22 protein-coding genes and 1 riboswitch are annotated in these 25,800 nt (G+C 53.7%); of the genes, 15 read left to right on the top strand and 7 right to left on the bottom strand.

The features are described 5' to 3' along the window. Positions 1–112: 112 nt before the first annotated feature. From ilvN to leuO, 3 genes are all read right to left on the bottom strand, one after another. Positions 113–604: an acetolactate synthase small subunit gene (gene ilvN, locus ACLW56_RS02950; RefSeq protein ID WP_097162857.1), complete on the bottom strand. Its 492-nt coding sequence runs from the start codon at positions 602–604 to the stop codon at positions 113–115. Between the two features lie 2 nt (positions 605–606). Further along, positions 607–2,331: an acetolactate synthase 3 large subunit gene (ilvI, locus tag ACLW56_RS02945; protein WP_330982326.1), complete on the bottom strand. Its 1,725-nt coding sequence runs from the start codon at positions 2,329–2,331 to the stop codon at positions 607–609. Between the two features lie 384 nt (positions 2,332–2,715). Next, positions 2,716–3,684 carry a transcriptional regulator LeuO gene (leuO, locus tag ACLW56_RS02940; RefSeq protein WP_415377496.1) on the bottom strand — a complete coding sequence of 323 codons (969 nt, stop codon included), beginning with the start codon at positions 3,682–3,684 and terminating at the stop codon, positions 2,716–2,718. Positions 3,685–4,295: 611 nt separating this feature from the next. Between leuO and leuL the strand changes: the two genes are divergently transcribed. The 5 genes from leuL to leuD all read left to right on the top strand — a co-directional run bounded on the left by leuL (position 4,296) and on the right by leuD (position 9,157). Further along, positions 4,296–4,382, top strand: coding sequence for a leu operon leader peptide (leuL, locus tag ACLW56_RS02935; protein WP_415377508.1), 87 nt, complete (start codon positions 4,296–4,298; stop codon positions 4,380–4,382). A gap of 93 nt (positions 4,383–4,475) precedes the next feature. Beyond that, complete coding sequence (gene leuA, locus ACLW56_RS02930) at positions 4,476–6,047, top strand: 2-isopropylmalate synthase (RefSeq protein ID WP_330982325.1); 1,572 nt, start codon at positions 4,476–4,478, stop codon at positions 6,045–6,047. Next, positions 6,047–7,138 carry a 3-isopropylmalate dehydrogenase gene (leuB, locus tag ACLW56_RS02925; RefSeq protein ID WP_330982324.1) on the top strand — a complete coding sequence of 364 codons (1,092 nt, stop codon included), beginning with the start codon at positions 6,047–6,049 and terminating at the stop codon, positions 7,136–7,138. The genes leuA and leuB overlap by 1 nt, the downstream gene beginning before the upstream one ends. A 2-nt stretch (positions 7,139–7,140) precedes the next feature. Continuing rightward, complete coding sequence (leuC, locus tag ACLW56_RS02920) at positions 7,141–8,541, top strand: 3-isopropylmalate dehydratase large subunit (RefSeq protein ID WP_330982323.1); 1,401 nt, start codon at positions 7,141–7,143, stop codon at positions 8,539–8,541. A 10-nt stretch (positions 8,542–8,551) separates the two neighbouring features. Further along, on the top strand, positions 8,552–9,157 hold the full coding sequence (gene leuD / locus ACLW56_RS02915; RefSeq protein ID WP_330982322.1) for a 3-isopropylmalate dehydratase small subunit: 606 nt from the start codon (positions 8,552–8,554) through the stop codon (positions 9,155–9,157). 100 nt (positions 9,158–9,257) lie between these two features. On the opposite strand, the gene ACLW56_RS02910 is transcribed toward leuD, so the two are convergent. Next, a complete protein-coding gene (locus ACLW56_RS02910; protein WP_330982321.1) occupies positions 9,258–10,436 on the bottom strand; it encodes a sugar efflux transporter in 1,179 nt (392 codons plus the stop codon). Between the two features lie 110 nt (positions 10,437–10,546). Then, positions 10,547–10,693, bottom strand: coding sequence for a glucose uptake inhibitor SgrT (gene sgrT / locus ACLW56_RS02905; protein WP_330982320.1), 147 nt, complete (start codon positions 10,691–10,693; stop codon positions 10,547–10,549). Between the two features lie 87 nt (positions 10,694–10,780). On the opposite strand from sgrT, the gene sgrR reads away from it, so the two are divergent. From sgrR to thiQ, 4 genes are all read left to right on the top strand, one after another. Continuing rightward, positions 10,781–12,436, top strand: coding sequence for an HTH-type transcriptional regulator SgrR (gene sgrR / locus ACLW56_RS02900; protein WP_330982319.1), 1,656 nt, complete (start codon positions 10,781–10,783; stop codon positions 12,434–12,436). Positions 12,437–12,486: 50 nt separating this feature from the next. Further along, positions 12,487–12,592, top strand: a riboswitch (TPP riboswitch). A gap of 32 nt (positions 12,593–12,624) precedes the next feature. Next, a complete protein-coding gene (gene thiB, locus ACLW56_RS02895; RefSeq protein WP_330982318.1) occupies positions 12,625–13,608 on the top strand; it encodes a thiamine ABC transporter substrate binding subunit in 984 nt (327 codons plus the stop codon). Further along, on the top strand, positions 13,584–15,194 hold the full coding sequence (gene thiP, locus ACLW56_RS02890) for a thiamine/thiamine pyrophosphate ABC transporter permease ThiP (RefSeq protein ID WP_330982317.1): 1,611 nt from the start codon (positions 13,584–13,586) through the stop codon (positions 15,192–15,194). The genes thiB and thiP overlap by 25 nt, the downstream gene beginning before the upstream one ends. Beyond that, the gene (thiQ, locus tag ACLW56_RS02885; RefSeq protein ID WP_330982316.1) at positions 15,178–15,876 is read left to right on the top strand and encodes a thiamine ABC transporter ATP-binding protein ThiQ; all 699 of its coding nucleotides are present in this window, start codon (positions 15,178–15,180) and stop codon (positions 15,874–15,876) included. The genes thiP and thiQ overlap by 17 nt, the downstream gene beginning before the upstream one ends. Positions 15,877–15,976: 100 nt before the next feature. Here thiQ and ACLW56_RS02880 read toward each other — a convergent pair whose 3' ends face one another. Both ACLW56_RS02880 and araC read right to left on the bottom strand, forming a co-directional pair. Further along, entirely contained in the window at positions 15,977–16,744 is a 768-nt protein-coding gene (locus ACLW56_RS02880; protein ID WP_330982315.1) for a DedA family protein, read from the bottom strand. Positions 16,745–16,866: 122 nt separating this feature from the next. Further along, positions 16,867–17,718, bottom strand: a complete 852-nt coding sequence (araC, locus tag ACLW56_RS02875; protein ID WP_330982314.1) for an arabinose operon transcriptional regulator AraC — start codon at positions 17,716–17,718, stop codon at positions 16,867–16,869. A gap of 215 nt (positions 17,719–17,933) precedes the next feature. Between araC and araB the strand changes: the two genes are divergently transcribed. The 6 genes from araB to polB all read left to right on the top strand — a co-directional run bounded on the left by araB (position 17,934) and on the right by polB (position 25,790). After that, a complete protein-coding gene (gene araB, locus ACLW56_RS02870) occupies positions 17,934–19,640 on the top strand; it encodes a ribulokinase (protein WP_330982313.1) in 1,707 nt (568 codons plus the stop codon). A 10-nt stretch (positions 19,641–19,650) separates the two neighbouring features. Beyond that, complete coding sequence (araA, locus tag ACLW56_RS02865; RefSeq protein ID WP_330982312.1) at positions 19,651–21,153, top strand: L-arabinose isomerase; 1,503 nt, start codon at positions 19,651–19,653, stop codon at positions 21,151–21,153. A gap of 86 nt (positions 21,154–21,239) precedes the next feature. Further along, entirely contained in the window at positions 21,240–21,935 is a 696-nt protein-coding gene (gene araD, locus ACLW56_RS02860) for an L-ribulose-5-phosphate 4-epimerase (protein ID WP_330982311.1), read from the top strand. Between the two features lie 135 nt (positions 21,936–22,070). Next, positions 22,071–22,925 carry a hypothetical protein gene (locus tag ACLW56_RS02855; protein ID WP_330982310.1) on the top strand — a complete coding sequence of 285 codons (855 nt, stop codon included), beginning with the start codon at positions 22,071–22,073 and terminating at the stop codon, positions 22,923–22,925. A gap of 4 nt (positions 22,926–22,929) precedes the next feature. Continuing rightward, a complete protein-coding gene (locus ACLW56_RS02850) occupies positions 22,930–23,355 on the top strand; it encodes a hypothetical protein (protein WP_330982309.1) in 426 nt (141 codons plus the stop codon). A 77-nt stretch (positions 23,356–23,432) separates the two neighbouring features. Continuing rightward, entirely contained in the window at positions 23,433–25,790 is a 2,358-nt protein-coding gene (gene polB, locus ACLW56_RS02845) for a DNA polymerase II (protein WP_330982308.1), read from the top strand. The last annotated feature ends 10 nt before the right edge of the window (positions 25,791–25,800 follow it).

The raw sequence follows: 25,800 nt of genomic DNA, 5'->3' as shown, positions 1-25,800 counted from the left end.
TAAACGCAGAATAAAGATCGCGGCAACCGCTTTTGTTGCCACTTCCCACTGATTTCGCAAAAAAAAGCCCGACGTCGAACGCCGGGCTACGTATTTCGGATGAAACTCAGGCTTATCGCATGATCTTGTCACCGCGAGACAGGCCAACCACGCCTGAACGCGCCACTTCAACAATCCTCGCAACGTCACGCAGCGAGGCAAGAAAAGCGTCAAGCTTGTCGCTCGTCCCGGCAAGCTGAACGGTATAAATAGAAGGCGTAACATCGATTATCTGCCCACGGAAGATCTCAGTGTTACGTTTCACCTCTTCGCGCCCGTAACCGCTGGCCTGAACTTTCACCAGCATAATTTCACGTTCTACGTGTGCCCCCTGCCCCAGCTCGCTGACGCGTAACACGTCGACCAGTTTGTGCAGCTGCTTTTCAATCTGCTCGATAACTTTTTCATCCCCAACGGTCTGAATCGTCATGCGAGACAAGGTTGGATCGTCTGTCGGGGCGACAGTCAGGCTTTCAATGTTGTAGCCACGCTGAGAAAAGAGCCCAATCACGCGTGATAAAGCACCCGATTCATTCTCTAACAGGACTGATAATATCCGGCGCATAATCAGGTTCTCTCCGTTTTGCTTAACCACATTTCATCCATACCCCCGCCGCGGATGTGCATCGGGTAGACATGCTCGCTACCGTCGACGATAACATCCACAAACACCAGCCGGTTGTTACGTACGTGCTCCAGCGCTTCTGCCAGTTTCGCTTCCAGCGCTGCAGGCTCGCTGACGCGGATGCCCACGTGGCCGTAAGCCTCGGCGAGACGAACAAAATCAGGCAAAGACGACATATAGGACTGAGAATGACGACCCGAGTAGATCATGTCCTGCCATTGTTTGACCATGCCGAGATAGCCGTTGTTGAGGTTCAGCACCAGCACCGGTAGCTCATATTGCAGGGCAGTCGACAGCTCCTGAATATTCATCTGAATACTGCCATCACCGGTTACGCAGACCACCGTCTCTTCCGGCAGCGCCATCTTCACGCCCAGCGCGGCTGGTAAGCCAAAGCCCATCGTGCCTAAACCACCCGAGTTAATCCAGTGACGTGGCTTGTCGAACGGATAGTAAAGGGCGGCAAACATTTGATGCTGGCCGACATCTGACGTGACGTAGGCATCGCCGTTAGTCAGCTTCCAGATGGTCTCAATCACGGCTTGCGGTTTAATGTGCTCACTTTGAGTGTCATATTTCAGGCACTGGCGAGAACGCCATTGCTCAATTTGCTGCCACCAGTCACGAATATCATCCAGCGGCTGAGTCGTCGTTTCTTGCTCCAGCAGCTCAAGCATTTGCTCCAGCACCAGACGAGCATCACCGACAATCGGCACATCCGCCGAGACCGTTTTAGAGATAGAGGTTGGGTCGATATCGATGTGCAGCACCGTCGCATTAGGGCAATACTTCGCGAGGTTGTTGGTTGTACGGTCGTCGAAGCGTACGCCAACCGCAAAAATGACATCGGAATTGTGCATGGTCATGTTGGCTTCATAAGTTCCATGCATGCCCAACATTCCGAGCGCCTGACGATGTGAAGCGGGAAACGCTCCCAGTCCCATCAAAGAAGACGCGACAGGCAAATTCAGTTTCTCAATCAGCGTATGCAGTTCACCTTCACAGGCTGAATTGATTGCCCCACCGCCGACATATACCACGGGTTTTTTGGCCGCAATAAGCGTTTGCAAAGCGCGCTTGATTTGCCCTTTATGCCCCGTGGTCGTCGGGTTATAAGAGCGCATGCTAACCGTCTCCGGCCAGCTATAAGGCAGCTTATTAGCCGGGTTGAGAATATCTTTTGGCAAATCGACAACGACTGGCCCTGGCCGACCACTGGCTGCCAGCCAGAACGCTTTCTTCAGCACGCCAGGGATATCTTCGGTTTGTTTGACCAGGAAGCTGTGTTTCACCACCGGGCGGGAAACGCCCACCATGTCACACTCCTGGAAGGCATCGTAACCAATCAGTGAGGTCGCCACCTGCCCTGACAGCACCACCAGCGGGATGGAATCCATATAAGCCGTGGCAATTCCCGTTATGGCGTTGGTCGCCCCGGGACCGGAAGTGACAAGCACCACACCGACTTCCCCTGTTGCGCGAGCCAGGCCGTCGGCCATATGTACCGCTGCTTGTTCGTGGCGAACCAGAACGTGATCGATTCCACCGACAGTATGCAACGCATCATAGATATCGAGGACGGCGCCTCCGGGATAGCCGAAAACCTGCTTTACGCCTTGATCGATTAACGATCGGACGACCATCTCGGCGCCAGACAACATCTCCATGGTTTGCCTCCAGGCTTAGTGAATGACGGCAGAACTCATTTCCGCATCGTCACACAACAGGACACCACTGCGCCCTGTTGATTTTAGAATGACAGCATTTCCTTAACATAACCGCTCGCTCTCGGGCAGGCAATCAGCCTCCGGGTTGAGACCCTGGTAACAAACAGGAGAAATGAAAAGTCCACTTCACATTCGTGGTGGAATACTTCAGAGATAAGAAAAGACGATAGGGAATATGTGGGAAATCAGGACGCTGACAGATAATCATCCATTTTTATTCTGATGAACAAGCAGTGAAAAAAATGGCATTAGAGAAAAATATCGATTTTATTACGAATAACGCTATAAACCAGATGCGAACGCATCTGGTTTAAGCAGAGGCAATTAATCGCGGCAAACAGAAACCAGCAGTTCTTCCATCCACTGATGACCTTTATCTCGTCCTGCAGCTTCATGCCAGGAAAGATAACAAGTTCGGCTATTGAGTTTCATTGGCAACGGTAAAACCTGAATGTTAAGTTTTTCCGTGAACTCTTCCGCCAGCCATCTCGGCGCAATCGCAACGAGCTGCGTTTGAGAAACAACATTAAGCACACTGATTAATGCCATCCCCTGATAGGCGATGCAGGCCTGCTTTTCTGGTGTGTCATACCAGGGTTGGCTAAATGAGGCGTAACGTTCCAGAGAAACAATCGCATGCTCTTCGCGATAAATATCGCTTTCTTTCAACGGCCCGACCAGACGCGGATGGTTCGCACTGGCAACCAACACCATTTCATCACGGAATAAAGGCACACAGGCAAACTCCGGACGGCGGAATTCCTCATAGCCAATAACAAATTCCAGTTCCTGATAACGCAGTTGGTGTTCTGTATTCTGATTTAAGCTGGACTTAAAGACGAGATGAATATTCGGTGCGATCTGACTCACATTATTCAGAATTAATGAGGTCAACCGGTTATCCAGCGGACTGCAGACACAAAGATTAAACACGCGTTCACTGGTGACAGGTTCGAATCCGGAGCCTGGCAACTCATTCTGCACCAGTTGCAATGCCTGACGAATTGAGCCAAACAGCTGGGATGCCCTTGCTGTGGGCTGGATGCCGCGCCCGTAGCGAACGAACAACTCATCGTTGAACATCACTTTCAAACGCGCTACGGCGTTACTGACCGCCGGTTGCGACATACCCAGAAAGTGTGCGGCACGGGTAATATTTTGCTCTTGCATCACCGCATCAAAAACGGTCAGTAAATTTAAATCCACTGAACGTAATTGTGGCCGATGCGCTTCCGGAGCAGAAGCAGATGTGGGTACTTCTCTTTCGACGATCATGGTTGACTCCAATGTCACACGTAACTCCCTTGCCTGACTGCAGCAATACATTTCGAAAATATGATTTACCATGCAAATACATTCAGCAGAAGAGTTGCGGAGAAATTTAGGAATTTATAAAGCCCTTCCAGCCTTTGCTGGCAAACACGCCTTACACTTATGTGCAATATGCCACCAAACAATAACCAGCACTTTGTAAGCCAAGTTTACTCATAAACCATATCAATAAACAACAGCACGACAAGACAAGCAATATTTTAGCATTCTTAAATTGCCTTTTAAGAATCTTAGAATCACATAACAAATTATTATCAATAAATTATGAAAATTCCTAAAAACTGATGACTTAATCAATTTAGTGTCACTATATCATTGCGTTACACGAAAACGCCGAAGCTGTTAGTCTGTATCCGGATAAAAATAGATATTGAAAATTGATTCAATTTATTAAAAACATGAATCGCCGCTAAAACATTCTGCGAAAAAAAACGACTCGGCCAGCACAATTAGCTTAAGAAAACTCGCAGAATCCCTCTCCAGAAACCGAAATCAAACCCAGAAAAGGTTGACATCAATCTTCGTATCCAGTACCACTAGAAGCCTATCGCATTCATCTGGAGCATGACGTAATGACTCGCAACTCTCGTTTCAACAGTCTACTACTACTAAACGCATTCACTGTGCGCGGTAGACTGGTGGGCGACGTTCAACGTTAAGTCATCTTCCAGCAAGACTGAAAACCCGCGCCTTAGCGCGGGTTTTTTTATGCTCGTAGCAAGGCGACCTAAGACTGACAAGGACCAAAAACCATGAGCCAACAAGTCGTTATCTTCGATACCACCTTACGTGACGGTGAACAGGCATTGCAGGCAAGCCTGAGTGTAAAAGAGAAACTGCAGATTGCCCTGGCCCTTGAGCGTATGGGCGTCGACGTCATGGAAGTCGGTTTCCCGGTTTCTTCCCCTGGCGATTTTGAGTCCGTTCAGACCATTGCACGCACTATCAAAAACAGCCGCGTGTGTGGCTTAGCCCGCTGCGTTGAGAAAGATATTGATGTTGCGGCTGAATCACTGAAAGTGGCGGAAGCCTTCCGTATCCATACGTTCATTGCTACCTCGCCAATGCATATTGCCACCAAATTGCGCAGCACCCTGGATGAGGTTATCGAGCGTTCTGTCTATATGATCAAACGCGCTCGTAACCACACCGATGACGTAGAGTTTTCCTGTGAAGATGCTGGCCGCACACCGATTGCCGACCTCGCTCGCGTTGTCGAAGCCGCGATCACCGCCGGGGCGCGCACCATCAACATTCCGGATACCGTCGGCTACACCATGCCGTTTGAGTTCGCCAGCATTATTTCTGGCCTGTATGAGCGCGTACCGAATATCGATAAAGCGATCATCTCCGTGCACACCCACGATGATTTGGGCTTAGCGGTCGGCAACGCCATCGCCGCCGTTCACGCAGGTGCTCGTCAGGTAGAAGGCGCGATGAACGGTATCGGTGAGCGCGCTGGTAACTGCTCACTGGAAGAAGTGATCATGGCTATCAAGGTCCGCAAAGACATTATGAACGTGCAGACCCGCATCAATCACAACGAAATCTGGCGCACCAGCCAGACCGTCAGCCAGATTTGCAACATGCCCATCCCGGCGAATAAAGCGATTGTTGGCACGGGCGCCTTCGCTCACTCCTCCGGTATTCACCAGGACGGCGTGCTGAAGAATCGTGAAAACTACGAAATCATGACCCCGGAATCTATCGGTCTGAATCAGGTGCAACTGAACCTGACGTCCCGCTCTGGTCGTGCGGCAGTGAAACACCGCATGGACGAAATGGGTTACAAAGAATCCGATTACAGCCTGGATAACCTGTACGACGCGTTCCTGAAACTGGCCGATAAGAAAGGTCAGGTCTTTGATTACGACCTGGAAGCGCTGGCCTTCATTAACAAGCAGCAGGAAGAGCCAGAGCATTTCCGTCTGGATTATTTCAGCGTGCAGTCTGGCTCCAACGATATCGCAACCGCGTCAGTCAAACTGGCCTGCGGCGAAGAAGTGAAAGCAGAAGCCGCCAACGGCAACGGTCCGGTCGATGCGGTTTACCAGGCCATCAACCGCATCACCAACTACAACATTGAGCTGGTGAAATACGGTCTGACCGCCAAAGGTCACGGCAAAGATGCCCTGGGCCAGGTGGATATCGTCGCCAACTATAACGGTCGTCGTTTCCACGGCGTCGGGCTGGCAACGGATATCGTCGAATCCTCCGCCAAAGCGATGGTTCACGTGCTGAACAACATCTGGCGTGCCAATGAAGTCGAAAAAGAGTTGCAGCGCAAAGCGCAGAATAACGAGAACAAAAAGGAAACCGTGTAATGTCGAAGAATTACCATATTGCTGTGTTACCGGGTGACGGTATTGGCCCGGAAGTGATGACACAAGCCCTGAAAGTCCTGGAAGCCGTCCGTCAGCGTTTTGACATTCGTATTACCACCAGCCATTACGATGTCGGTGGCATTGCCATCGACAAACACGGCCAGCCGCTGCCGCAGGCAACGGTCGAAGGCTGTGAACAGGCTGATGCCATTCTGTTTGGCTCTGTCGGTGGGCCAAAATGGGAACACCTGCCGCCAGCCGAACAGCCTGAGCGTGGTGCCTTACTGCCACTGCGTAAGCACTTTAAACTGTTCTCTAACCTGCGCCCGGCAAAACTGTATCAAGGCCTGGAAGAGTTCTGCCCGCTGCGCGCGGATATCGCCGCTAACGGCTTCGACATTCTTTGCGTGCGCGAACTGACCGGCGGCATTTACTTCGGTCAGCCGAAAGGCCGTGAAGGCAGCGGTCAGCATGAAAAAGCGTTCGATACCGAGGTGTATCACCGCTTTGAAATCGAACGCATTGCGCGCATCGCGTTTGAGTCCGCTCGCAAACGCCGTCACAAAGTGACCTCTATCGATAAAGCCAACGTGTTGCAGACCTCTATTCTGTGGCGCGAAATCGTCAACGAGATTGCCAAAGAGTATCCGGACGTTGCGCTGTCCCATATGTACATCGACAACGCCACCATGCAGCTGATTAAAGATCCGTCTCAGTTCGACGTCCTGCTGTGCTCCAACCTGTTTGGCGACATTCTCTCTGATGAATGCGCGATGATCACCGGCTCCATGGGCATGCTGCCTTCCGCCAGCCTGAACGAGCAAGGTTTTGGTCTGTATGAGCCTGCGGGCGGCTCTGCGCCAGATATCGCAGGCAAAAACATCGCTAACCCGATTGCGCAGATCCTCTCCCTGGCCTTGCTGCTGCGTTACAGCCTCGATGCCAACGAGGCGGCAACCGCTATCGAAAGCGCAATCAACCGTGCATTAGAAGAAGGCGTGCGCACTGGCGATTTAGCCCGTGGTAACGCAGCCGTCAGTACCGATGAAATGGGCGATATCATTGCCCGCTATGTAGCTGAAGGGGTGTAATCATGGCGAAGACGTTATATGAAAAATTGTTTGATGCGCACATCGTGCATGAAGCGCCAAACGAAACCCCGCTGCTGTATATCGACCGTCATCTGGTCCATGAAGTGACGTCTCCGCAGGCGTTCGACGGCCTGCGTGCGCATAAGCGTCCTGTACGTCAGCCAGGTAAAACATTCGCGACGATGGATCACAACGTCTCGACAGAAACCAAAGACATCAACGCTTCCGGCGAGATGGCACGCATTCAGATGCAGGAACTGATTAAGAACTGCAACGAGTTCGGCGTCGAGTTGTATGACCTGAATCACCCGTATCAGGGTATCGTCCACGTGATGGGCCCAGAGCAAGGCATCACCCTGCCGGGCATGACCATTGTCTGCGGCGATTCCCATACCGCAACCCACGGCGCGTTTGGCGCGCTGGCGTTCGGGATTGGCACCTCTGAAGTTGAACACGTTCTGGCGACCCAAACCCTGAAACAGGGTCGCGCTAAAACCATGAAAATTGAAGTCACCGGCAAAGCAGCACCGGGCATTACCGCAAAAGACATCGTGCTGGCGATTATCGGCAAAACCGGTAGCGCTGGCGGTACCGGTCACGTGGTTGAATTCTGTGGCGATGCCATTCAGGCGTTGAGCATGGAAGGCCGTATGACCCTGTGCAATATGGCTATCGAATTGGGCGCAAAGGCAGGTCTGGTCGCGCCGGATGAAACCACCTTCAACTACGTGAAAGGCCGCTTACATGCACCGAAAGGCCAGACTTTCGATGATGCCGTGAATTACTGGAAGACCCTGAAAACCGACGAAGGTGCTAAATTCGATACCGTTGTCACTCTGAAAGCCGAAGATATCGCGCCACAGGTGACCTGGGGCACTAACCCGGGCCAGGTGATTTCCGTTAACGACAACATCCCGGACCCGGCTTCCTTTGCCGATCCGGTAGAACGCGCAAGTGCGGAGAAAGCCCTGGCGTACATGGGCCTGAAACCGGGCGTACCGCTGACAGAAGTCGCTATCGACAAAGTGTTTATCGGCTCCTGCACTAACTCCCGCATTGAAGATTTACGTGCAGCCGCTGAAATCGCCAAAGGCCGTAAAGTCGCGCCAGGCGTTCAGGCTCTGGTCGTTCCAGGTTCTGGTCCGGTAAAAGCGCAAGCAGAAGCGGAAGGTCTGGACAAGATTTTCATTGAAGCTGGTTTTGAATGGCGTCTGCCGGGCTGCTCCATGTGCCTGGCGATGAACAACGATCGTCTGAACCCAGGCGAGCGCTGTGCTTCCACCAGCAACCGTAACTTTGAAGGCCGTCAGGGCCGCGGTGGCCGCACCCATTTGGTAAGCCCGGCGATGGCGGCTGCGGCTGCTGTTACCGGCCATTTTGCCGACATTCGTGGCATGAAATAAGGAGACCATCATGGCAGAGAAATTTACCCAACACACAGGCCTGGTTGTCCCTCTGGATGCGGCTAACGTCGATACCGACGCCATTATCCCGAAGCAATTTTTGCAGAAGGTCACCCGCACCGGTTTTGGCGCGCATCTGTTTAACGACTGGCGCTTCCTCGACGACAAAGGTGAGCAGCCAAACCCGGAATTCGTACTGAACTTCCCGGAATTCAAAGGCGCTTCTATTTTACTGGCGCGTGAAAACTTCGGCTGCGGCTCTTCCCGTGAGCACGCCCCGTGGGCGTTGACTGACTACGGTTTCAAAGTGGTGATTGCCCCAGGCTTTGCCGATATCTTCTATGGCAACAGCTTCAACAACCAGCTGCTGCCCGTCACCTTAAGTGATGAGCAGGTCGACGACCTGTTTAAACAGGTGCAGGCCAATCCAGGGATGAAGTTTGAAGTGGATCTGGAAGCGCAGGTGGTGAAAGCCGGTGATAAGACCTACAGCTTCACTATCGATGCCTTCCGTCGTCACTGCATGCTCAACGGTCTGGACAGCATCGGCCTGACGCTGCAACACGAAGGCGCAATTTCCGAATACGAAAACAAACAGCCTGCGTTTATGCGCTAATCCGACAAGCCGCCTGGGATAATCGCCCGGCGGCACTTCGTTTGCACGGGCCTACAAAGCTCGTGTAGGCTGGGTAAGGCAAAGCCGCCACCCGGCAAAATCAAACATCCCTGACGCGCAATGTCAGCCCCAGCGTCACCAGCGAAATTCCCGCAATCACCCAGTAGACCGCAAAGTGCCCATAACTCTGCACCAGCGCCCCCTGAATCACTCCCGCCAGAATCACCCCAGTCGAAATACTGTTGCTGAACAACGTCGTCGCGGCTCCGGCTTTTCCTGGCATCAAATCCTGGAACCACAGCATGCCAATCCCGGCAATAATCCCGATAAACACCGCGTTGAACAGTTGCAGAGCTAACAATGCTTCACGGCTGTGAAACAGAATCAAACCAGCATAAAACAGCACGCCCGCCGCAATGGCGGTGATCATCATTGGCCGCTTGCCAAAACGTTTCACGTAGTAACCCGCGAGGATCATCGCCGGGATCTCAAGCCCTGCCGCCGTACCCATCAGAATCCCGGCAAGATTGTCTGGCAGACCCAGATCGCTGCTGATCCACAGCGGCATGTCGATGATATACATCGTGTTGCAGGTCCACATCAGCGTCGAGGCCACGAACAGCATGCGTACGTTCTTATCGCCCCAGCCGCTGATTTGGGTGATATCGACGGCGGCTGGCTGTTCGACCCTAGCCACAGAAGGAAGCGCAAAAGCGATCAGCACGAGGCTCAGGACGAAGATCCCCGCCGCGATACAAAACATGGTGGTGAAGCCGTAATTGAGCGCCAGCATGAACGCCAGCGGCGGCCCAATTACCCACGCTAAAGAGAGCTGCGCACGCATCACCGAACTGAACATCACCACTTCACGCGCAGAGCTGTCGGCATACTCGCGTGCCAACGCAAACAGCTGCGGCATCGCAGTATTGGCAAGCGAAGCCAACAAAACGCCGCAGGTAATCAGCGTCAGATAATGACGATTAAAGGCGAACAACAGCGCGTTACCGACCGCCATCAGGCAGCAGAACATGATCAGCTTGCGGCGGTCGCCTTTATTATCTGAACGCTTCGCCAGCCCAAGGCTAACCGCAATCCCGGCGATGGCGTTCACGGTATAAAACAAGCCAACCCAAAACGGCTGAACGCCCACTTCCCGGCTGAGAAACAGGCTTAGCGTCGGTGCCTGCAACGCCCCCGCGACACCCACCATAAACGCCACCAGCATAAAAGCGGCATACACCCCGTTGAGGCGGCGCCCCATCGTCATCAGCCAGAGCATGAGTCATCCTTAAGCGCGAAGAGGAAACGAAAAAAGCCAGCAGAACAGTTCTGCTGGCGGGTGATTTTACACCAATACTCAGTCACACATGATTAGGTAAGGCAGTGAAATCAAGAAGCCGGGTTTGTAACTTCCCACTGCATCAGTTCTTCGAGCATTTTCAGGCGCTTTCCTGCGACCAGGCGGGCCAGCCATGACGCTCCCTGCGTTGCCAAAAAGTACTGACGGTAAAACTGACGGACAGATGGCTTGTTCATCATCACCTCCTCACTTCATCGGGAGTGATTATTGGCTTAATATAGGGATTAATAAATTGCTGAGTTTTCGCCAGGAGTTCCCCTTTTATGTCCTCGGGCCGTCTGCAACAACAATTCATCCGTCTCTGGCAATGCTGCGACGGTAAATCTCAGGACACCACGCTCAATGAGCTGGCGGAATTGCTGAGCTGTTCCCGCCGCCATATGCGTACGCTTTTGAACACCATGGAAGAACGAGGCTGGTTGAAATGGCAGGCGGAAGCCGGGCGTGGCAAGCGCTCACACCTGACGTTTCTCTATACCGGGCTGGCGCTGCAACAACAGCGTGCGGAAGATTTGCTGGAGCAGGATCGAATCGACCAGCTGGTGCAACTGGTCGGCGATAAAGCCGCCGTGCGGCAAATGTTAGTGTCACATCTGGGGCGCAGTTTTCGCCAGGGTCGGCATATTCTGCGGGTGCTTTACTATCGTCCGATGCGCAATTTACTGCCCGGCACCCCGCTACGCCGCTCTGAAACCCATATGGCACGCCAGATTTTTAGCGCCCTGACCCGCATAAATGAGGAAAATGGGGAACTGGAAGCGGACATTGCGCACCATTGGCAGCAAATTTCCCCTTTACACTGGCGCTTCTATCTTCGGCCTGGCATTCATTTTCATCATGGTCGCGAGCTGGAGATGGAAGACGTCATCGCCTCACTTGAGCGAATCAACACCCTGCCGCTTTACGCGCATATCGCGCAAATCAGTTCACCGACCGCCTGGACGCTGGATATTCAGCTGTCACGTCCTGACCGCTGGCTGCCATGGTTGCTAGGACATATTCCTGCGATGATCCTGCCGCAGGAATGGGAAACACTGGGAAATTTCGCCTCCATGCCGGTGGGTACAGGCCCCTACGCGGTGGCACGTAACAACGAAAACCAGTTAAAAATCCATGCCTTCGATGATTTTTTCGGTTTTCGGGCGCTGATTGACGAAGTGAATGTCTGGGTGCTGCCGGACATTGGCGAAGAGGTCACCTGTGGCCTGACGCTGGAAGGCCCGGCGGGCGGCGAAAAAGCCGTAGAAAGCCGTCTGGAAGAAGGGTGCTATTACCTGCTGTTCGATGCCCGAAGCCAGAAAGGGTTGTCGGACGAGGTTCGCGATTGGGTCAGCCAGATCCTTTCCCCGGCCAATTTGCTCTATCACGCTGACGAGCAGTATCAGGGCTACTGGTTCCCGGCGTACGGCTTGCTGCCTCGCTGGCATCACGCTCGTCCCGGCAAAGGGGATAAACCCGCAGGGCTGGAAACGCTGACCCTCACCTACTATCGCGAACATCTGGAACATAAAAATATCGCGCGCATCATGAGCCGCCTGCTGGCTGAACATCAGGTAAAACTCGTCATTCAGGAAGTGGATTACGACGAATGGCACCGTGGCGAGGCGCAAAGCGATATGTGGCTAAACAGCGCTAACTTCACGCTGCCGCTCGATTTCTCGCTGTTTTCCCATTTGTTTGAAGTGCCGTTGATCCAGCACTGTATTTCGCTGGACTGGCAGCAGGCGGCGAGCGAATGGCAATCCGGCGAAATGAATCTGGCGAACTGGTGCCAGCAACTCATCACCCAACGCGCCGTCGTGCCGCTCATTCACCACTGGTTGATGATTCAGGGTCAACGCAGTATGCGCGGCCTGCGGATGAACACCCTGGGCTGGTTTGACTTCAAATCTGCGTGGTTTGCCCCGCCCGATCCGTGATCTCTTCGCATGATTGCTTTTCGGAATGTCACAAACTCATTACAATAGCGCCGTTCTCAACGGGGTGCTGCGTTCTGCAAAGAGCGCGTGCTGAGAAAATACCCGTCGAACCTGATCCGGATAACGCCGGCGAAGGGATTTGAGGCTGACTCAAAATCCTTTGCCACCCCTAATTTTTGAGGTGCAAAGTGCTAAAGAAACTCCTGCCGTTACTGGCGCTCGTGAGCCTGCCTGTGTTCGCGAAACCTGTTCTCACCGTCTATACCTACGACTCTTTCTCTGCCGACTGGGGCCCAGGACCGGCGGTCAAAAAAGCCTTTGAAGCAGACTGCAACTGTGAGCTGAAATACGTGGCGCTGGAAGATGGCGTGTCGCTGCTCAACCGTCTGCGTATGGAAGGCAAAAACAGCAAGGCTGACATCGTGCTTGGCCTGGACAACAACCTGCTGGAAGCGGCGACGCAAACTAAGTTGTTCGCTAAAAGCGGCGTATCGCCTGAAGGGATGATGGTGCCTGGCGGCTGGAAAAACGATACGTTTGTGCCGTTCGACTATGGCTATTTCGCCTTTGTGTATGACAAAAACAAACTGAAGAACCCGCCGAAAAGCCTGAAGGATTTGGTCGAAAGCCCGCAGAAATGGCGTGTTATCTATGAAGATCCGCGTACCAGCACACCGGGTCTCGGCCTGCTGCTGTGGATGCAAAAAGTGTATGGCGATAAAGCGCCAGAAGCGTGGCAGAAACTGGCGGCTAAAACCGTTACCGTCACCAAAGGCTGGAGCGAAGCTTATGGTCTGTTCCTGAAAGGGGAAAGCGACCTGGTGCTGAGCTACACCACTTCTCCGGCCTATCACATCATCGAAGAGAAGAAAGACAACTACGCCGCGGCTGACTTTGCGGAAGGGCACTATCTGCAGGTCGAAGTCGCCGCACGCACCGCCTCCAGCAAACAGCCAGAACTGGCCGAAAAATTCCTGAAATTTATGGTCAGCCCGGCCTTCCAGAAAGCCATCCCGACCGGCAACTGGATGTATCCTGTCACCCAGGTCGAACTGCCTGCTGGCTTCAACGGTCTGGTGAAACCGAAAACGACACTGGAATATACCCCGCAGCAGGTAGCCACTGACCGACAGAACTGGATTGCTGAATGGCAACGCGCCGTCAGCCAGTAATTGCCGGCTGGCTAATGCCAGGCCTGACGGTCGCCATCATGATGGTGGCCGTCGCGTTGGCGGCCTTCCTTGCGCTGTGGTTTAACGCTCCGGCAGGAAGCTGGCGTGATTTTCTGCACGACAGCTATCTGTGGCATGTCGTGCGCTTCTCTTTCTGGCAGGCCTTTTTGTCGGCTTTGCTGTCGGTTATCCCGGCCATTTTTTTGGCCCGCTCGCTTTACCGCCGTCGTTTTCCTGGGCGCCTAATCCTGCTGCGCCTGTGCGCGATGACGCTGATCCTGCCGGTACTGGTCGCCGTGTTTGGCATTCTCAGCGTCTATGGCCGTCAGGGCTGGCTGGCGCACCTCTTTCACGCCGTAGGCTGGGATTGGACGTTTTCGCCGTATGGCCTGCAAGGCATTCTTCTGGCACATGTCTTCTTTAATATGCCGATGGCGACTCGCCTGCTTCTGCAGGCGCTGGAGCAAATCCCCAGCGAGCAGCGTCAGTTAGCCGCACAGCTTGGTATGCGCGGTTACACCTTCTTTCGCTTTGTTGAGTGGCCCTGGATGCGGCGGCAAATTCCCGCTGTAGCCGCCCTGATTTTCATGCTGTGTTTTGCGAGTTTCGCCACAGTCCTTTCGCTCGGCGGCGGCCCGCAGGCGACCACCATTGAGCTCGCTATCTATCAGGCGCTCAGTTTTGATTACGATCCTGGTCGCGCCGCGATGCTGGCGATTGTCCAGATGCTTTGCTGTCTGAGTTTAATGCTAATCAGCCAGCGCCTGAGCAAATCCATAGCCCCAGGCAATACTCAACACGCCGACTGGCGCGATCCGGAAGACAAGTTGCTCAGCCAGATTGCCGACACGCTGCTGATCGGCTTTTCCCTGCTGTTGCTTCTGCCGCCGCTGCTGGCGGTTATTGTGGATGGTCTCAACCAAAACCTGCCCGAGGTGCTCAGCCAGCCCGTTCTCTGGCGGGCTATCTGGACCTCGCTGCGCATTGCGATTTGCGCAGGCATGCTGTGTCTGGTGTTGACCGTGATGTTGCTGTGGAGCAGCCGTGAGCTACGAGCGAGGCAGCAAAATCTTGCCGGGCAAGCACTGGAACTGAGCGGCATGCTGATCCTCGCGATGCCGGGGATCGTGCTGGCGACAGGTTTCTTTTTGCTGCTCAACAACAGCACTGGCTTGCCCACCTCAGCCGACGGCATCGTGATTTTCACTAATGCGCTGATGGCCATTCCGTATGCATTGAAAGTGCTGGAAAGCCCAATGCGGGATGCAACAACGCGCTACAGCCAGCTTTGCCAGTCTTTGGGAATACAAGGACTGACTCGCTTTCGGGTCGTGGAAATGCGGGCGCTGAAAAGGCCGTTGGCACAGGCGATGGCGTTTGCCTGCGTATTATCAATGGGTGATTTTGGCGTTGTCGCGTTGTTCGGCAATGAAGATTTCCGCACCCTGCCGTTCTATCTTTATCAGCAGATTGGAGCCTACCGCAGCCAGGACGGTGCCGTGACCGCGTTTATTCTGCTGATGCTCTGTTTCCTGTTATTCACCGTGATTGAAAAACTTCCGGGCCGCCATGCTAAAACTCAATGATGTTACCTGGCTTTACGAGCACCTGCCGATGCGCTTCACGCTCACCGCCAGACAAGGGGAGCAGATTGCCGTGCTTGGCCCAAGTGGCGCAGGGAAAAGTACGCTACTCAATTTGATTGCCGGTTTTCTGACGCCTGCCAGCGGGTCGATTTTTATCGAAAATCAGCCGCATACCGACACGCCTCCTTCTAAGCGCCCTGTGTCGATGCTGTTTCAGGAAAATAATCTTTTCAGTCATTTAACCGTGCGGCAAAACATCGGATTGGGTATGCATCCGGGTCTCAGGCTCAATGATGCGCAACGCCACAAGCTGGACGTCATCGCCACGCAAATGGGGATTGAATCGCTGTTGGATCGCCTGCCGGGTGAACTCTCCGGCGGCCAACGCCAGCGTGTGGCGCTCGCACGCTGCCTGGTACGTGAACAGCCGGTGCTGTTACTGGACGAACCTTTCTCCGCACTCGATCCGGCGCTAAGACAGGAAATGCTGCAACTGGTCAGCGACGTTTGCCGTCGCCAGCAACTGACATTGTTGATGGTGTCTCACAGCGTGGAAGATGCCGCGAAGATTGCCGAACGCTCGCTGGTTGTTGCCGATGGGCGTATCGCCTGGGATGGCGCAACGGACGAGCTGCTAAGTGGGAAAGCCAGCGCCTCACATTTATTGGGGATCGGCGCCTGAAAACAATGCCGGGCGGCGCTACGCTTGCACGGCCTACAGACTCCGTAGGCCCGGCAAACGAAGTGCCGCCGGGCATGTTGGGCTGAAGGTTGAGGGTGAACTACCGGCTCACCACTTTCCCTAAAATCTCCAGATACACCGGCATCAACGGGTGTTTGAACAGCAGATACAACGAGACAATCGCCAGCACAACCAACGTCGGCGTCAGCCACAGCAAGCGACCGCGTGGCAGATATTTTGTCAGCTTGTCAGTGCCAGACTTACCGCTGCGCCATAAGCGCCAGCCAATCCACGCCGCCAGCCAGAGAAGACCTGCCGCCAGCAGCAACAGCCACTTAAAGCCGCCACTTTGCACATCCGCAGGAATATCAATCGCCGCGCCCGCCAGAATGCCAGGCAGGAAATAGATCGGCGGCCAAAGCAGACAACCAATAATATTTGGAATAACGAATTTCGCGACAGGTAGGTCTAACATCCCCGCCACCATCGGCACTACCGGGCGGGTCGGGCCGATAAAACGGCCAATCAAAATGGTTATCATGCTGTGCTGGTGCAGTGCGTGTTCGGTTTTATCGAGCAGCGCTTTGTTCTTCTTCATGAACGACCAGCGGTGAAGTGGTTTTTTGAAGCGCCAGCCCAGCCAGAACGAAATCCAGTCGCCCAGCAGACAGCCAATAATGCCCGCCAGCCACGCCTGCCAGAAATTCACCTCGCCGCTGCCAATCAGCGCCCCGAGCGCCGACATCATTATCGTACCGGGTAAAATCAGCCCGACCAGCGCCAGTGATTCCAGAAAGGCAACCAGGGCAACGGCAATCAGCGAGTACATCACAGACTGAGTGATGAAATGTTCCAGCAACGCTTGCATAAAGTATCCGGTAGAAAAGCGAAGCAGCGATTCTCCCGAGGGGGCGCTGCGGCGTCAAGTCGACAATTGTCTGAATAGTTTACAACTCAGGGCCGGGATAGCGCGCTAAGGGTTCACTTTTTTCACACATTGTTTACACCCGCGCGGAATTCGCTCGGGCTCGCTCCGGTACATTTCTTGAAGACGCGAGAAAAGTAGAGCTGGTCTTCAAACCCAACGTTTCGCCCGACGCTGGCAATCGGCATCCTCGTGGTGCTGAGCAGCAGCTTAGCCTGGCTGATACGTTGATCTTCGCGCCAGCTCAGCACGCTGACGCCCAGCTGCTGGCGGAACAGATGTGAAAGGCGAGAAGGCGACAGGCAAACATGCTGGGCGACGCTTGCGATATCAAACTGGCTGTCTGCCAGATGGTCGCTGATGTACTGGCAGGCATCCCGCACGCGGTTATCCATCGGCGGATGCAGCGATTCGTTGATCACTTCCATTCGGCGCAGCAAAAGCTGCTCCAGCAGGTTAATCGCCAACAGCTCAGAATAGCGCCCTAACCCCTGTCCGGCCTCGATAATCTGACCGAACAAATCGGCAAACAGCGCCTGATGCGCTTCGTCCGGGCGATAAAACCCTGTTTGAGCAAACAGCGTCGGCCACGCAAGCCACTCATGCCAGTAGGCGCGTGGGCGGAAATAAACCCATTGGTGATACCACTCGCTGGCGTCAGGGTGACGGCCATAATGGTGAATTTCGCCTGGCGGGAACAACACAATATCGCCCGGGCGGCAGACGAACTGATGTCCCTGATTGTTGATGACCCCTTCCCCACGCACTGTCAGATTGAGGATAAAGCCTTTCATCCCCAGCGGCCGATCGATGAAAAAATCCAGATAGCCGTCGGCTTCAATAGGCGTTAATCCCGCCACCAGATGGGCATTAAAGGAGTAGCCAGGCAACAGCGGATCGTTCTGGGGTTCAGGCATAAATGCGCTCACTCAGCAGGCTGATAAGGAAATCAATTGTCCATATTGCCAGCGAAGCGAAAAAGGCGGAAATAGCATGAGAGATTATTTGCACAGCGTCACACTTTGTATCGCCACAGCATTATTGTCCATAAGATTAGCGCTTCCCGCCTGACGCTTTTGGGCGCAAATATCTACTGTTTCTCCATACCTGACATTCTTCATGGAGCAACACGATGGCAATAGCAATTGGCCTCGATTTTGGCAGCGATTCGGTGCGTGCGCTGGCAGTAGATACCACCAGCGGAGAGGAAATCGCCACCAGCGTAGAATGGTATCCGCGCTGGCAGGAAGGGCGTTACTGCGATGCACCGCACAACCAGTTTCGCCACCACCCTCTCGATTACATCGAATCAATGGAAGCCGCGCTGAAAAGCGTACTGAACGAGCTCGGCTCACGTCGGGGCGAAGTCGTTGGCATTGGCGTAGACAGCACTGGCTCAACGCCCGCGCCGATCGATGCTGAAGGCAATGTGTTGGCCTTACGTCCGGAATTTGCCGACAACCCAAACGCCATGTTTGTGTTGTGGAAAGATCACACTGCCGTCGAAGAAGCCGAAGCGATCACCCGTCTTTGCCATCAACCCGGAAAAATCGATTATTCACGCTATATCGGCGGGATTTACTCCAGCGAGTGGTTCTGGGCCAAAATTCTGCATGTCACCCGCGCCGACCACAGCGTGGCACAGGCCGCCACTTCCTGGATTGAGCTTTGCGACTGGGTTCCTGCGCTGCTTTCAGGCACAACGCGCCCGCAGGATATTCGCCGCGGGCGTTGCAGCGCCGGGCATAAATCCCTGTGGCACGAGAGTTGGGGCGGTTTGCCTCCCGCGAGTTTCTTCGACGACCTCGATCCCGTGCTCAATCAACACCTTAGCTACCCGTTATTCACCGACACGTTCACAGCCGACATCCCGGTTGGCACGCTGAACGCAGAATGGGCACTGCGCCTGGGCCTGGCGGAAAGCGTGGTGATTTCAGGCGGTGCTTTTGATTGCCACATGGGCGCAGTTGGCGCAGGCGCGCAGCCCAACACACTGGTCAAAGTTATCGGCACATCAACCTGCGACATCCTGATTGCCGATAAAGCCAGCGTGGGCGATCGCGCGGTACAAGGCATTTGCGGCCAGGTTGATGGCAGCGTCACGCCTGACTTCCTCGGCATGGAAGCCGGGCAATCCGCCTTCGGCGATATCTACGCCTGGTTCGGTCGCATTCTTGGCTGGCCGCTGGAACAACTGGCGGCGCAGCATCCGGAACTGAAAGAACAAATCAAAGCCAGTCAAAAACAGCTTCTGCCTGCATTAACCGCGGCATGGGCGCAAAAACCTTCTCTGGAACATCTGCCTGTGGTGCTCGACTGGTTTAACGGTCGCCGTACGCCGAATGCGAATCAGCGCCTGAAAGGGGTGATTACCGACCTGAATCTGGCAACCGATGCCCCCGCGCTGTTTGGTGGTCTGGTTGCCGCCACGGCCTTCGGTGCACGCGCCATTATGGAATGCTTCACCACGCAAGGCATTCCGGTGGATAACGTGATGGCGCTTGGCGGCATCGCCCGCAAAAACGTCGAGATCATGCAGGCCTGCTGCGACGTGCTGAATCGCCCCTTGCAGATTGTCGCCTCCGATCAGTGTTGCGCTCTGGGTGCCGCCATCTTCGCCGCCGTAGCCGCTGGCGTTCACTCAGATATTCCCGCCGCGCAGCAGAAAATGGCCAGCAGCATCGAACATACCCTTGAGCCTCGTCCTGCCCAGGCTCAACGCTTTGAACAGCTTTATCAGCGCTATCTCCAGTGGGCGAAGAGCGCCGAACAACACTATCTCCCTGCAGCAGCATCAACCGGAAACAAGCCGGTCGCTCAGTCAGCCCTGACGCATTAAGGAAATGAAGATGACGATTTTTAAAAACGACGAAATCTGGTTTGTGATTGGCAGTCAGCATCTGTATGGCCCGGAAACGCTGCGTCAGGTCACGCAACACGCGGAGCATGTGGTCAATGCGCTGAACGCCGAAGCCAAACTGCCGTGCAAACTGGTACTGAAGCCGCTGGGCACCACGCCGGATGAGATAACGGCTATCTGTCGCGATGCTAACTATGACGACAAATGCGCCGGGTTAGTGGTGTGGCTGCACACGTTCTCTCCGGCCAAAATGTGGATCAACGGCCTGACTATCCTCAACAAACCGCTGCTGCAGTTCCACACCCAGTTCAACGCTGCCCTGCCGTGGGACAGCATCGATATGGACTTTATGAACCTGAACCAGACCGCGCACGGCGGCCGCGAGTTCGGCTTCATTGGCGCTCGTATGCGCCAGCAGCATAGCGTTGTCACGGGTCACTGGCAGGATAAACACGCTCATGAGCGCATTGGCTCGTGGATGCGTCAGGCGGTGTCAAAACAGGATACGCGCCAGCTGAAAGTCGTGCGCTTCGGCGATAACATGCGTGAAGTTGCCGTGACCGATGGCGATAAAGTGGCAGCGCAAATCAAATTTGGCTTCTCAGTGAACACCTGGGCCGTGGGCGATTTGGTGCAGGTCGTCAATGAAATTTCCGACGGCGATGTCAGCGCGCTGGTCGATGAATACGAAAGCAGCTATCGCCTGACCGCTGCCGCGCAGATACACGGCGATAAGCGCCAAAACGTGCTGGATGCAGCCCGCATCGAACTGGGGATGAAGCGCTTCCTTGAACAAGGCGGCTTCCATGCGTTCACCACCACCTTTGAAGACTTGCATGGCCTGAAACAACTTCCGGGCCTGGCAGTACAACGTCTGATGCAGCAGGGTTACGGCTTTGCGGGCGAAGGCGACTGGAAAACTGCCGCTCTGCTTCGCATCATGAAGGTGATGTCGACCGGTCTGCAGGGCGGCACCTCCTTTATGGAGGATTACACCTACCACTTCGATAATGGCAACGACCTGGTGTTGGGCTCCCACATGCTGGAAATCTGCCCGACTATTTCAACCGCTGAAAAACCGATCCTCGACGTGCAGCATCTGGGCATTGGCGGAAAAGCCGATCCAGCACGCCTGATTTTCGACACCAAAACCGGCCCGGCGCTGGTCGCAAGCCTGGTCGATCTGGGCGATCGCTTCCGTCTGCTGGTCAACACCATTGAAACCGTCAAAACCCCACACAACCTGCCAAAACTGCCGGTAGCCAATGCGCTGTGGAAAGCGCATCCGAACCTGGAAGTGGCGTCAGAAGCGTGGATTGTCGCGGGTGGCGCGCACCACACCGTGTTCAGTCACGCGTTGACGCTGGACGATATGCGCCAGTTTGCCGAGCTGCATGATATCGAACTGACCGTCATCGACAACGACACTCGCCTGCCAGCGTTTAAAGATTCGCTGCGCTGGAACGAGGTTTATTACGGGTCTAAACGCTGAGTGATTGCCCGGCGGCACTTCGTTTGCCGGGCCTACAGGCTAATGTAGGCCGGGTAAGCGAAGCGCCACCCGGCAAGGAGAGCACAATGCTTGAAGCATTAAAACAACAGGTGCTGGAAGCCAATCTCCAGCTCCCGCAGCACAATCTCGTGACCCTCACCTGGGGCAACGTCAGCGCGGTCGACAGAGAGCGCGGCGTGCTGGTTATCAAACCTTCCGGTGTGGATTACAGCGTGATGACCGCAGAAGATATGGTGGTGGTCAGTCTGAAAACCGGTGAAGTGATCGAAGGGAATAAAAAACCGTCGTCGGATACGCCGACCCATCGCCTGCTGTACCTGACGTTTCCGTCCATCGGCGGCATCGTCCACACCCATTCTCGTCACGCGACAATCTGGGCGCAGGCCGGCCAGTCCATTCCGGCCACAGGCACAACCCACGCCGACTATTTCTACGGCAGCATTCCCTGCACCCGTAAAATGACCGATGCCGAAATCAACGGTCAGTACGAATGGGAAACCGGCAACGTCATCGTTGAAACCTTCGAAAAACAAGGTATCGATGCCGCCCAAATGCCAGGCGTGCTCGTCCATTCTCACGGCCCGTTTGCCTGGGGGAAAAATGCAGAAGATGCGGTACACAACGCCATCGTGCTGGAAGAAGTGGCCTATATGGGCATTTTCTGCCGCCAGCTAGCGCCACAGCTACCGGATATGCAGCAAACTCTGCTCGACAAACACTATCTTCGTAAACATGGAGCTAAAGCTTATTACGGACAGTGAGCCACAGGGGGCCCTGAAAAGTTTAGCGCCCTCTGTTATATTTATTATCAATCCTTTCTAGCGACCAATAAAAATACCATATTTGTTTAGAGCAACTCCCTTTGCTATAAAAACAGACAGCAAAGGAGAATGTTTATGAGCAATCGTCGTGATATTACAAGCGGGATATTTTCCACCACAAGAAAAAGTGGCTTGGTATACACTGAAATCCTGGGATGGATTGATCTAGGGCATGCGCAAGGAAATGATGCCAGATCGCTAAAAGTACAACTTGAGCAAGAAGCTTCCTCTGAGTACATTGAAGAGTTCAATCAATGGTACTTCCCTGTTTCCTATCATCAGGAAATGACAAAAAAAAGCCATCTTTTTGGCACGGACTTAATATTCAACACAGGAGTAATCTCTCGGATAATGGTGAAAACGTGCCTAACAAGAGAGCTTAAAGCTAGAGTTGCGCTGACAATTATGTGCGGGACCGCAAAAAGGTTCGAAGCATGGCAAAATTCGATTCTTTTTAATTGGTACACTGACAGTGGCTTTAGTGCTGAAGATTTGGTCTCTGATCTTATCGGCTTTTATCGTGTTTTCGGCTCCGGTCCAGACCCTCTCTGGCGGGCAAAGCCCGTACCTTATGAGACAGCATTACAAATATGGGATGCTCATGGCTCTATCGGGGGTTACAAAAACGCTGAGTTTTCTCCACTGTTGTTTTCTGGCCGGCCTCCATTCAGGTATGGCCATCCTATTAGAAAGCCATTACCGCAATGGCTAAATTATATTAAACCCTTTGGACATGAGTATAACAATTTTTTTCTGAGTGAATTTAGAGGAAGACCGCGAGATGATTTCTTTAAAGAATCTTCATCACGCATAAACCATGAACTCTATGGCTCTGTTTCTACACAGAGTTTAAAAAATTATTCAGATAGTCCTTTCGAACGACCGGTAATCTTTCTTCTCAACCCTCACTACCCTCAACCTCGGTGGTAACAAAATGAGAAAATGGATTTTTATTATATCACTAAGTCTCATACTCCCACCAATCATTACCTATGGTTGGTTTGCTGCAACAATTGGAGAGCATCAATATCACAAAAAAGATATATTATATTATTGGTTGTATACGCCAGATGCGTTGAAAAGGTTACCCTGGATATCACATGATGATGTTTACTATTTTTCTTACAACCCCGACAACCAAAATAAATACGTCATAATTCAGTGGAGTAATATCCATCAATTATCAGTTAAAAAGAAAATGCTTATTGATTACATCCAGCATAAAGAAGGCTTTAAGAAATATGATTGTCTCTGGACCTATCTGGATAAAAATAGCATAGAAGATAACTATCAACGATATTGCGTACGTCAAAAAGGTAAAATCCTTGAACTGGAGTTTTTTGAGACACTGAGCCATTAAAACCCCTGTACAAAAAATCAGTAAAGTGAACTAAACCAGGCTATACTCAGCGCTGGTTTATTGGTTGGGAAGAGTGCGTGGCGCAGGCGCGAGAAGGTTTTTTATTAACCCGTCACTGGCGGGATACCCCGCAGGGAACGGAAGTCACATTCTGGCTGGCAACGGATAACGGCCCGCTGCAGGTGACGCTTGCGCCGCAGGAATCTGTGGCCTTTATTCCGGAGTCACAGCGAGCGCAAACTGAAAGGTTGCTGCGCAGTGAGCGAGATGCACGCCTTGCTCCGCTCGCATTGAAAGATTTTCACCGCCAGCCGGTATTCGGGCTTTATTGCCGTTCACATCGCCAGCTGATGCGTCTTGAAAAACTGCTGCGTGAAGACGGCATTACCGTTTATGAAGCCGATGTGCGCCCGCCCGAGCGCTATCTGATGGAACGCTTTATCACCGCGCCCGTTTGGGTCGAAGGTGAGCAACAGGGTAACGCGCTGGTCAACGCCCGCCTGAAACCTAATCCTCATTATCGCCCGCCGCTAAAATGGGTCTCACTCGATATCGAAACCACTCGCCATGGCGAGCTCTATTGCATTGGGCTCGAAGGCTGTGGTCAGCGCATCGTCTATATGCTCGGCCCGGAAAACGGCGATAAGTCTGCTCTGGATTTCCAGCTGGAATATGTTTCCAGCCGCCCGCAACTGCTGGAAAAACTCAATGCCTGGTTCGCGGAGCACGATCCTGATGTGCTGATCGGCTGGAATGTGGTGCAGTTTGATCTCAAAGTGCTGCAAAAACATGCCGAACGCTACCGAATTCCTTTGATGCTGGGGCGCGGTAACACGGAAATTGACTGGCGCGAGCACGGTTTTAAAAACGGCGTTTTCTTTGCCCAGGCCAGTGGCCGTTTGATTATCGACGGCATTGAGGCGCTGAAATCGGCCTTCTGGAATTTCTCTTCGTTCTCGCTGGAAAACGTGTCGCAGGAGCTGCTCGGCGAAGGCAAGTCCATCGATAACCCCTGGGACAGAATGGACGAAATTGACCGCCGGTTTGCCGAAGATAAGCCCGCTTTGGCGAAATACAACCTCAAAGACTGTGAGCTGGTGACCCGCATTTTCCATAAAACCGAGATCATGCCGTTCCTGCTGGAACGCGCCACGGTCAACGGTTTGCCCGCGGACAGACACGGCGGTTCGGTCGCGGCCTTTGGCCATCTCTATTTCCCGCGCATGCATCGGCTTGGTTACGTCGCACCGAATCTCGGCGAAGTTCCGCCGCAAGCCAGTCCTGGCGGCTACGTGATGGACTCTCGCCCCGGATTGTACGACTCCGTACTGGTGCTCGATTACAAAAGCCTGTACCCGTCGATTATCCGTACTTTTCTTATCGATCCTGTTGGATTGGTGGAAGGGATGGCGCAACCAGATAGCGAGCACAGCACGGAAGGTTTCCTCGGCGCCTGGTTTTCACGCACCAACCACTGCCTGCCGGATATCGTCGGCCAGATTTGGCATGGTCGCGACGAGGCGAAAGCGCATCACAATAAGCCGCTGTCTCAGGCGCTGAAGATCATCATGAATGCCTTTTACGGCGTGCTGGGCACCAGTGCCTGCCGTTTCTTCGATCCTCGTCTGGCTTCGTCGATCACCATGCGCGGGCACGCGATCATGCGTCAGACTCGCGAACTGATAGAGTCGAAAGGCTACGATGTGATTTACGGCGATACCGACTCCACGTTTGTCTGGCTGAAGCGCGCGCACAGCGAAGACGCTGCTGCCAGTATTGGCCGTGAGCTGGTGCAATTTGTGAACGAATGGTGGGCGAACGAGCTGCAAAAACAAGGCCTGACCAGCGCGATGGAGCTGGAGTTTGAAACGCATTTTTGCCGCTTCCTGATGCCAACGATTCGCGGCACGGAAACGGGCAGCAAAAAGCGCTATGCCGGAATGATTCAGGAGGGCGAAGAACAGCGTATGGTGTTCAAAGGGCTGGAAACAGTGCGAACCGACTGGACGCCCCTGGCGCAACAGTTCCAGCAAACGCTCTACCGACGCATTTTCCGCAATGAGCCGTATCAGGACTTTATTCGTGAGACCATCGACAAGCTAATGTCCGGTCAGCTCGACGACCAGCTGGTCTATCGCAAGCAATTGCGCCGCCCGCTGGCTGAATATCAGCGTAACGTGCCGCCCCATGTGCGTGCAGCAAGGCTAGCCGATGAGCAAAATGCTAAACTGGGCAGGCCGTTACAGTATCAGTCTCGCGGCAGCATCAAATACGTCTGGACTACCAGCGGCCCGGAGCCACTGGCGTATCAGCAGTCGCCGCCGGATTACGAACACTACCTGAGCAAACAGCTTGAACCCGTTGCCGATGGAATTTTACCGTTTGTCCACGATGATTTTGCTACACTACTGACAGGACAACTGGGGCTATTTTGACAGGTGACTA

The organism is Pantoea sp. sgz302252, assembly GCF_047713085.1.
In the GTDB taxonomy this organism is placed as follows: domain Bacteria; phylum Pseudomonadota; class Gammaproteobacteria; order Enterobacterales; family Enterobacteriaceae; genus Scandinavium.
The sequence above is the reverse complement of the archived record's forward strand: the minus strand, read 5'-3'. Positions and strand labels throughout refer to the sequence as shown.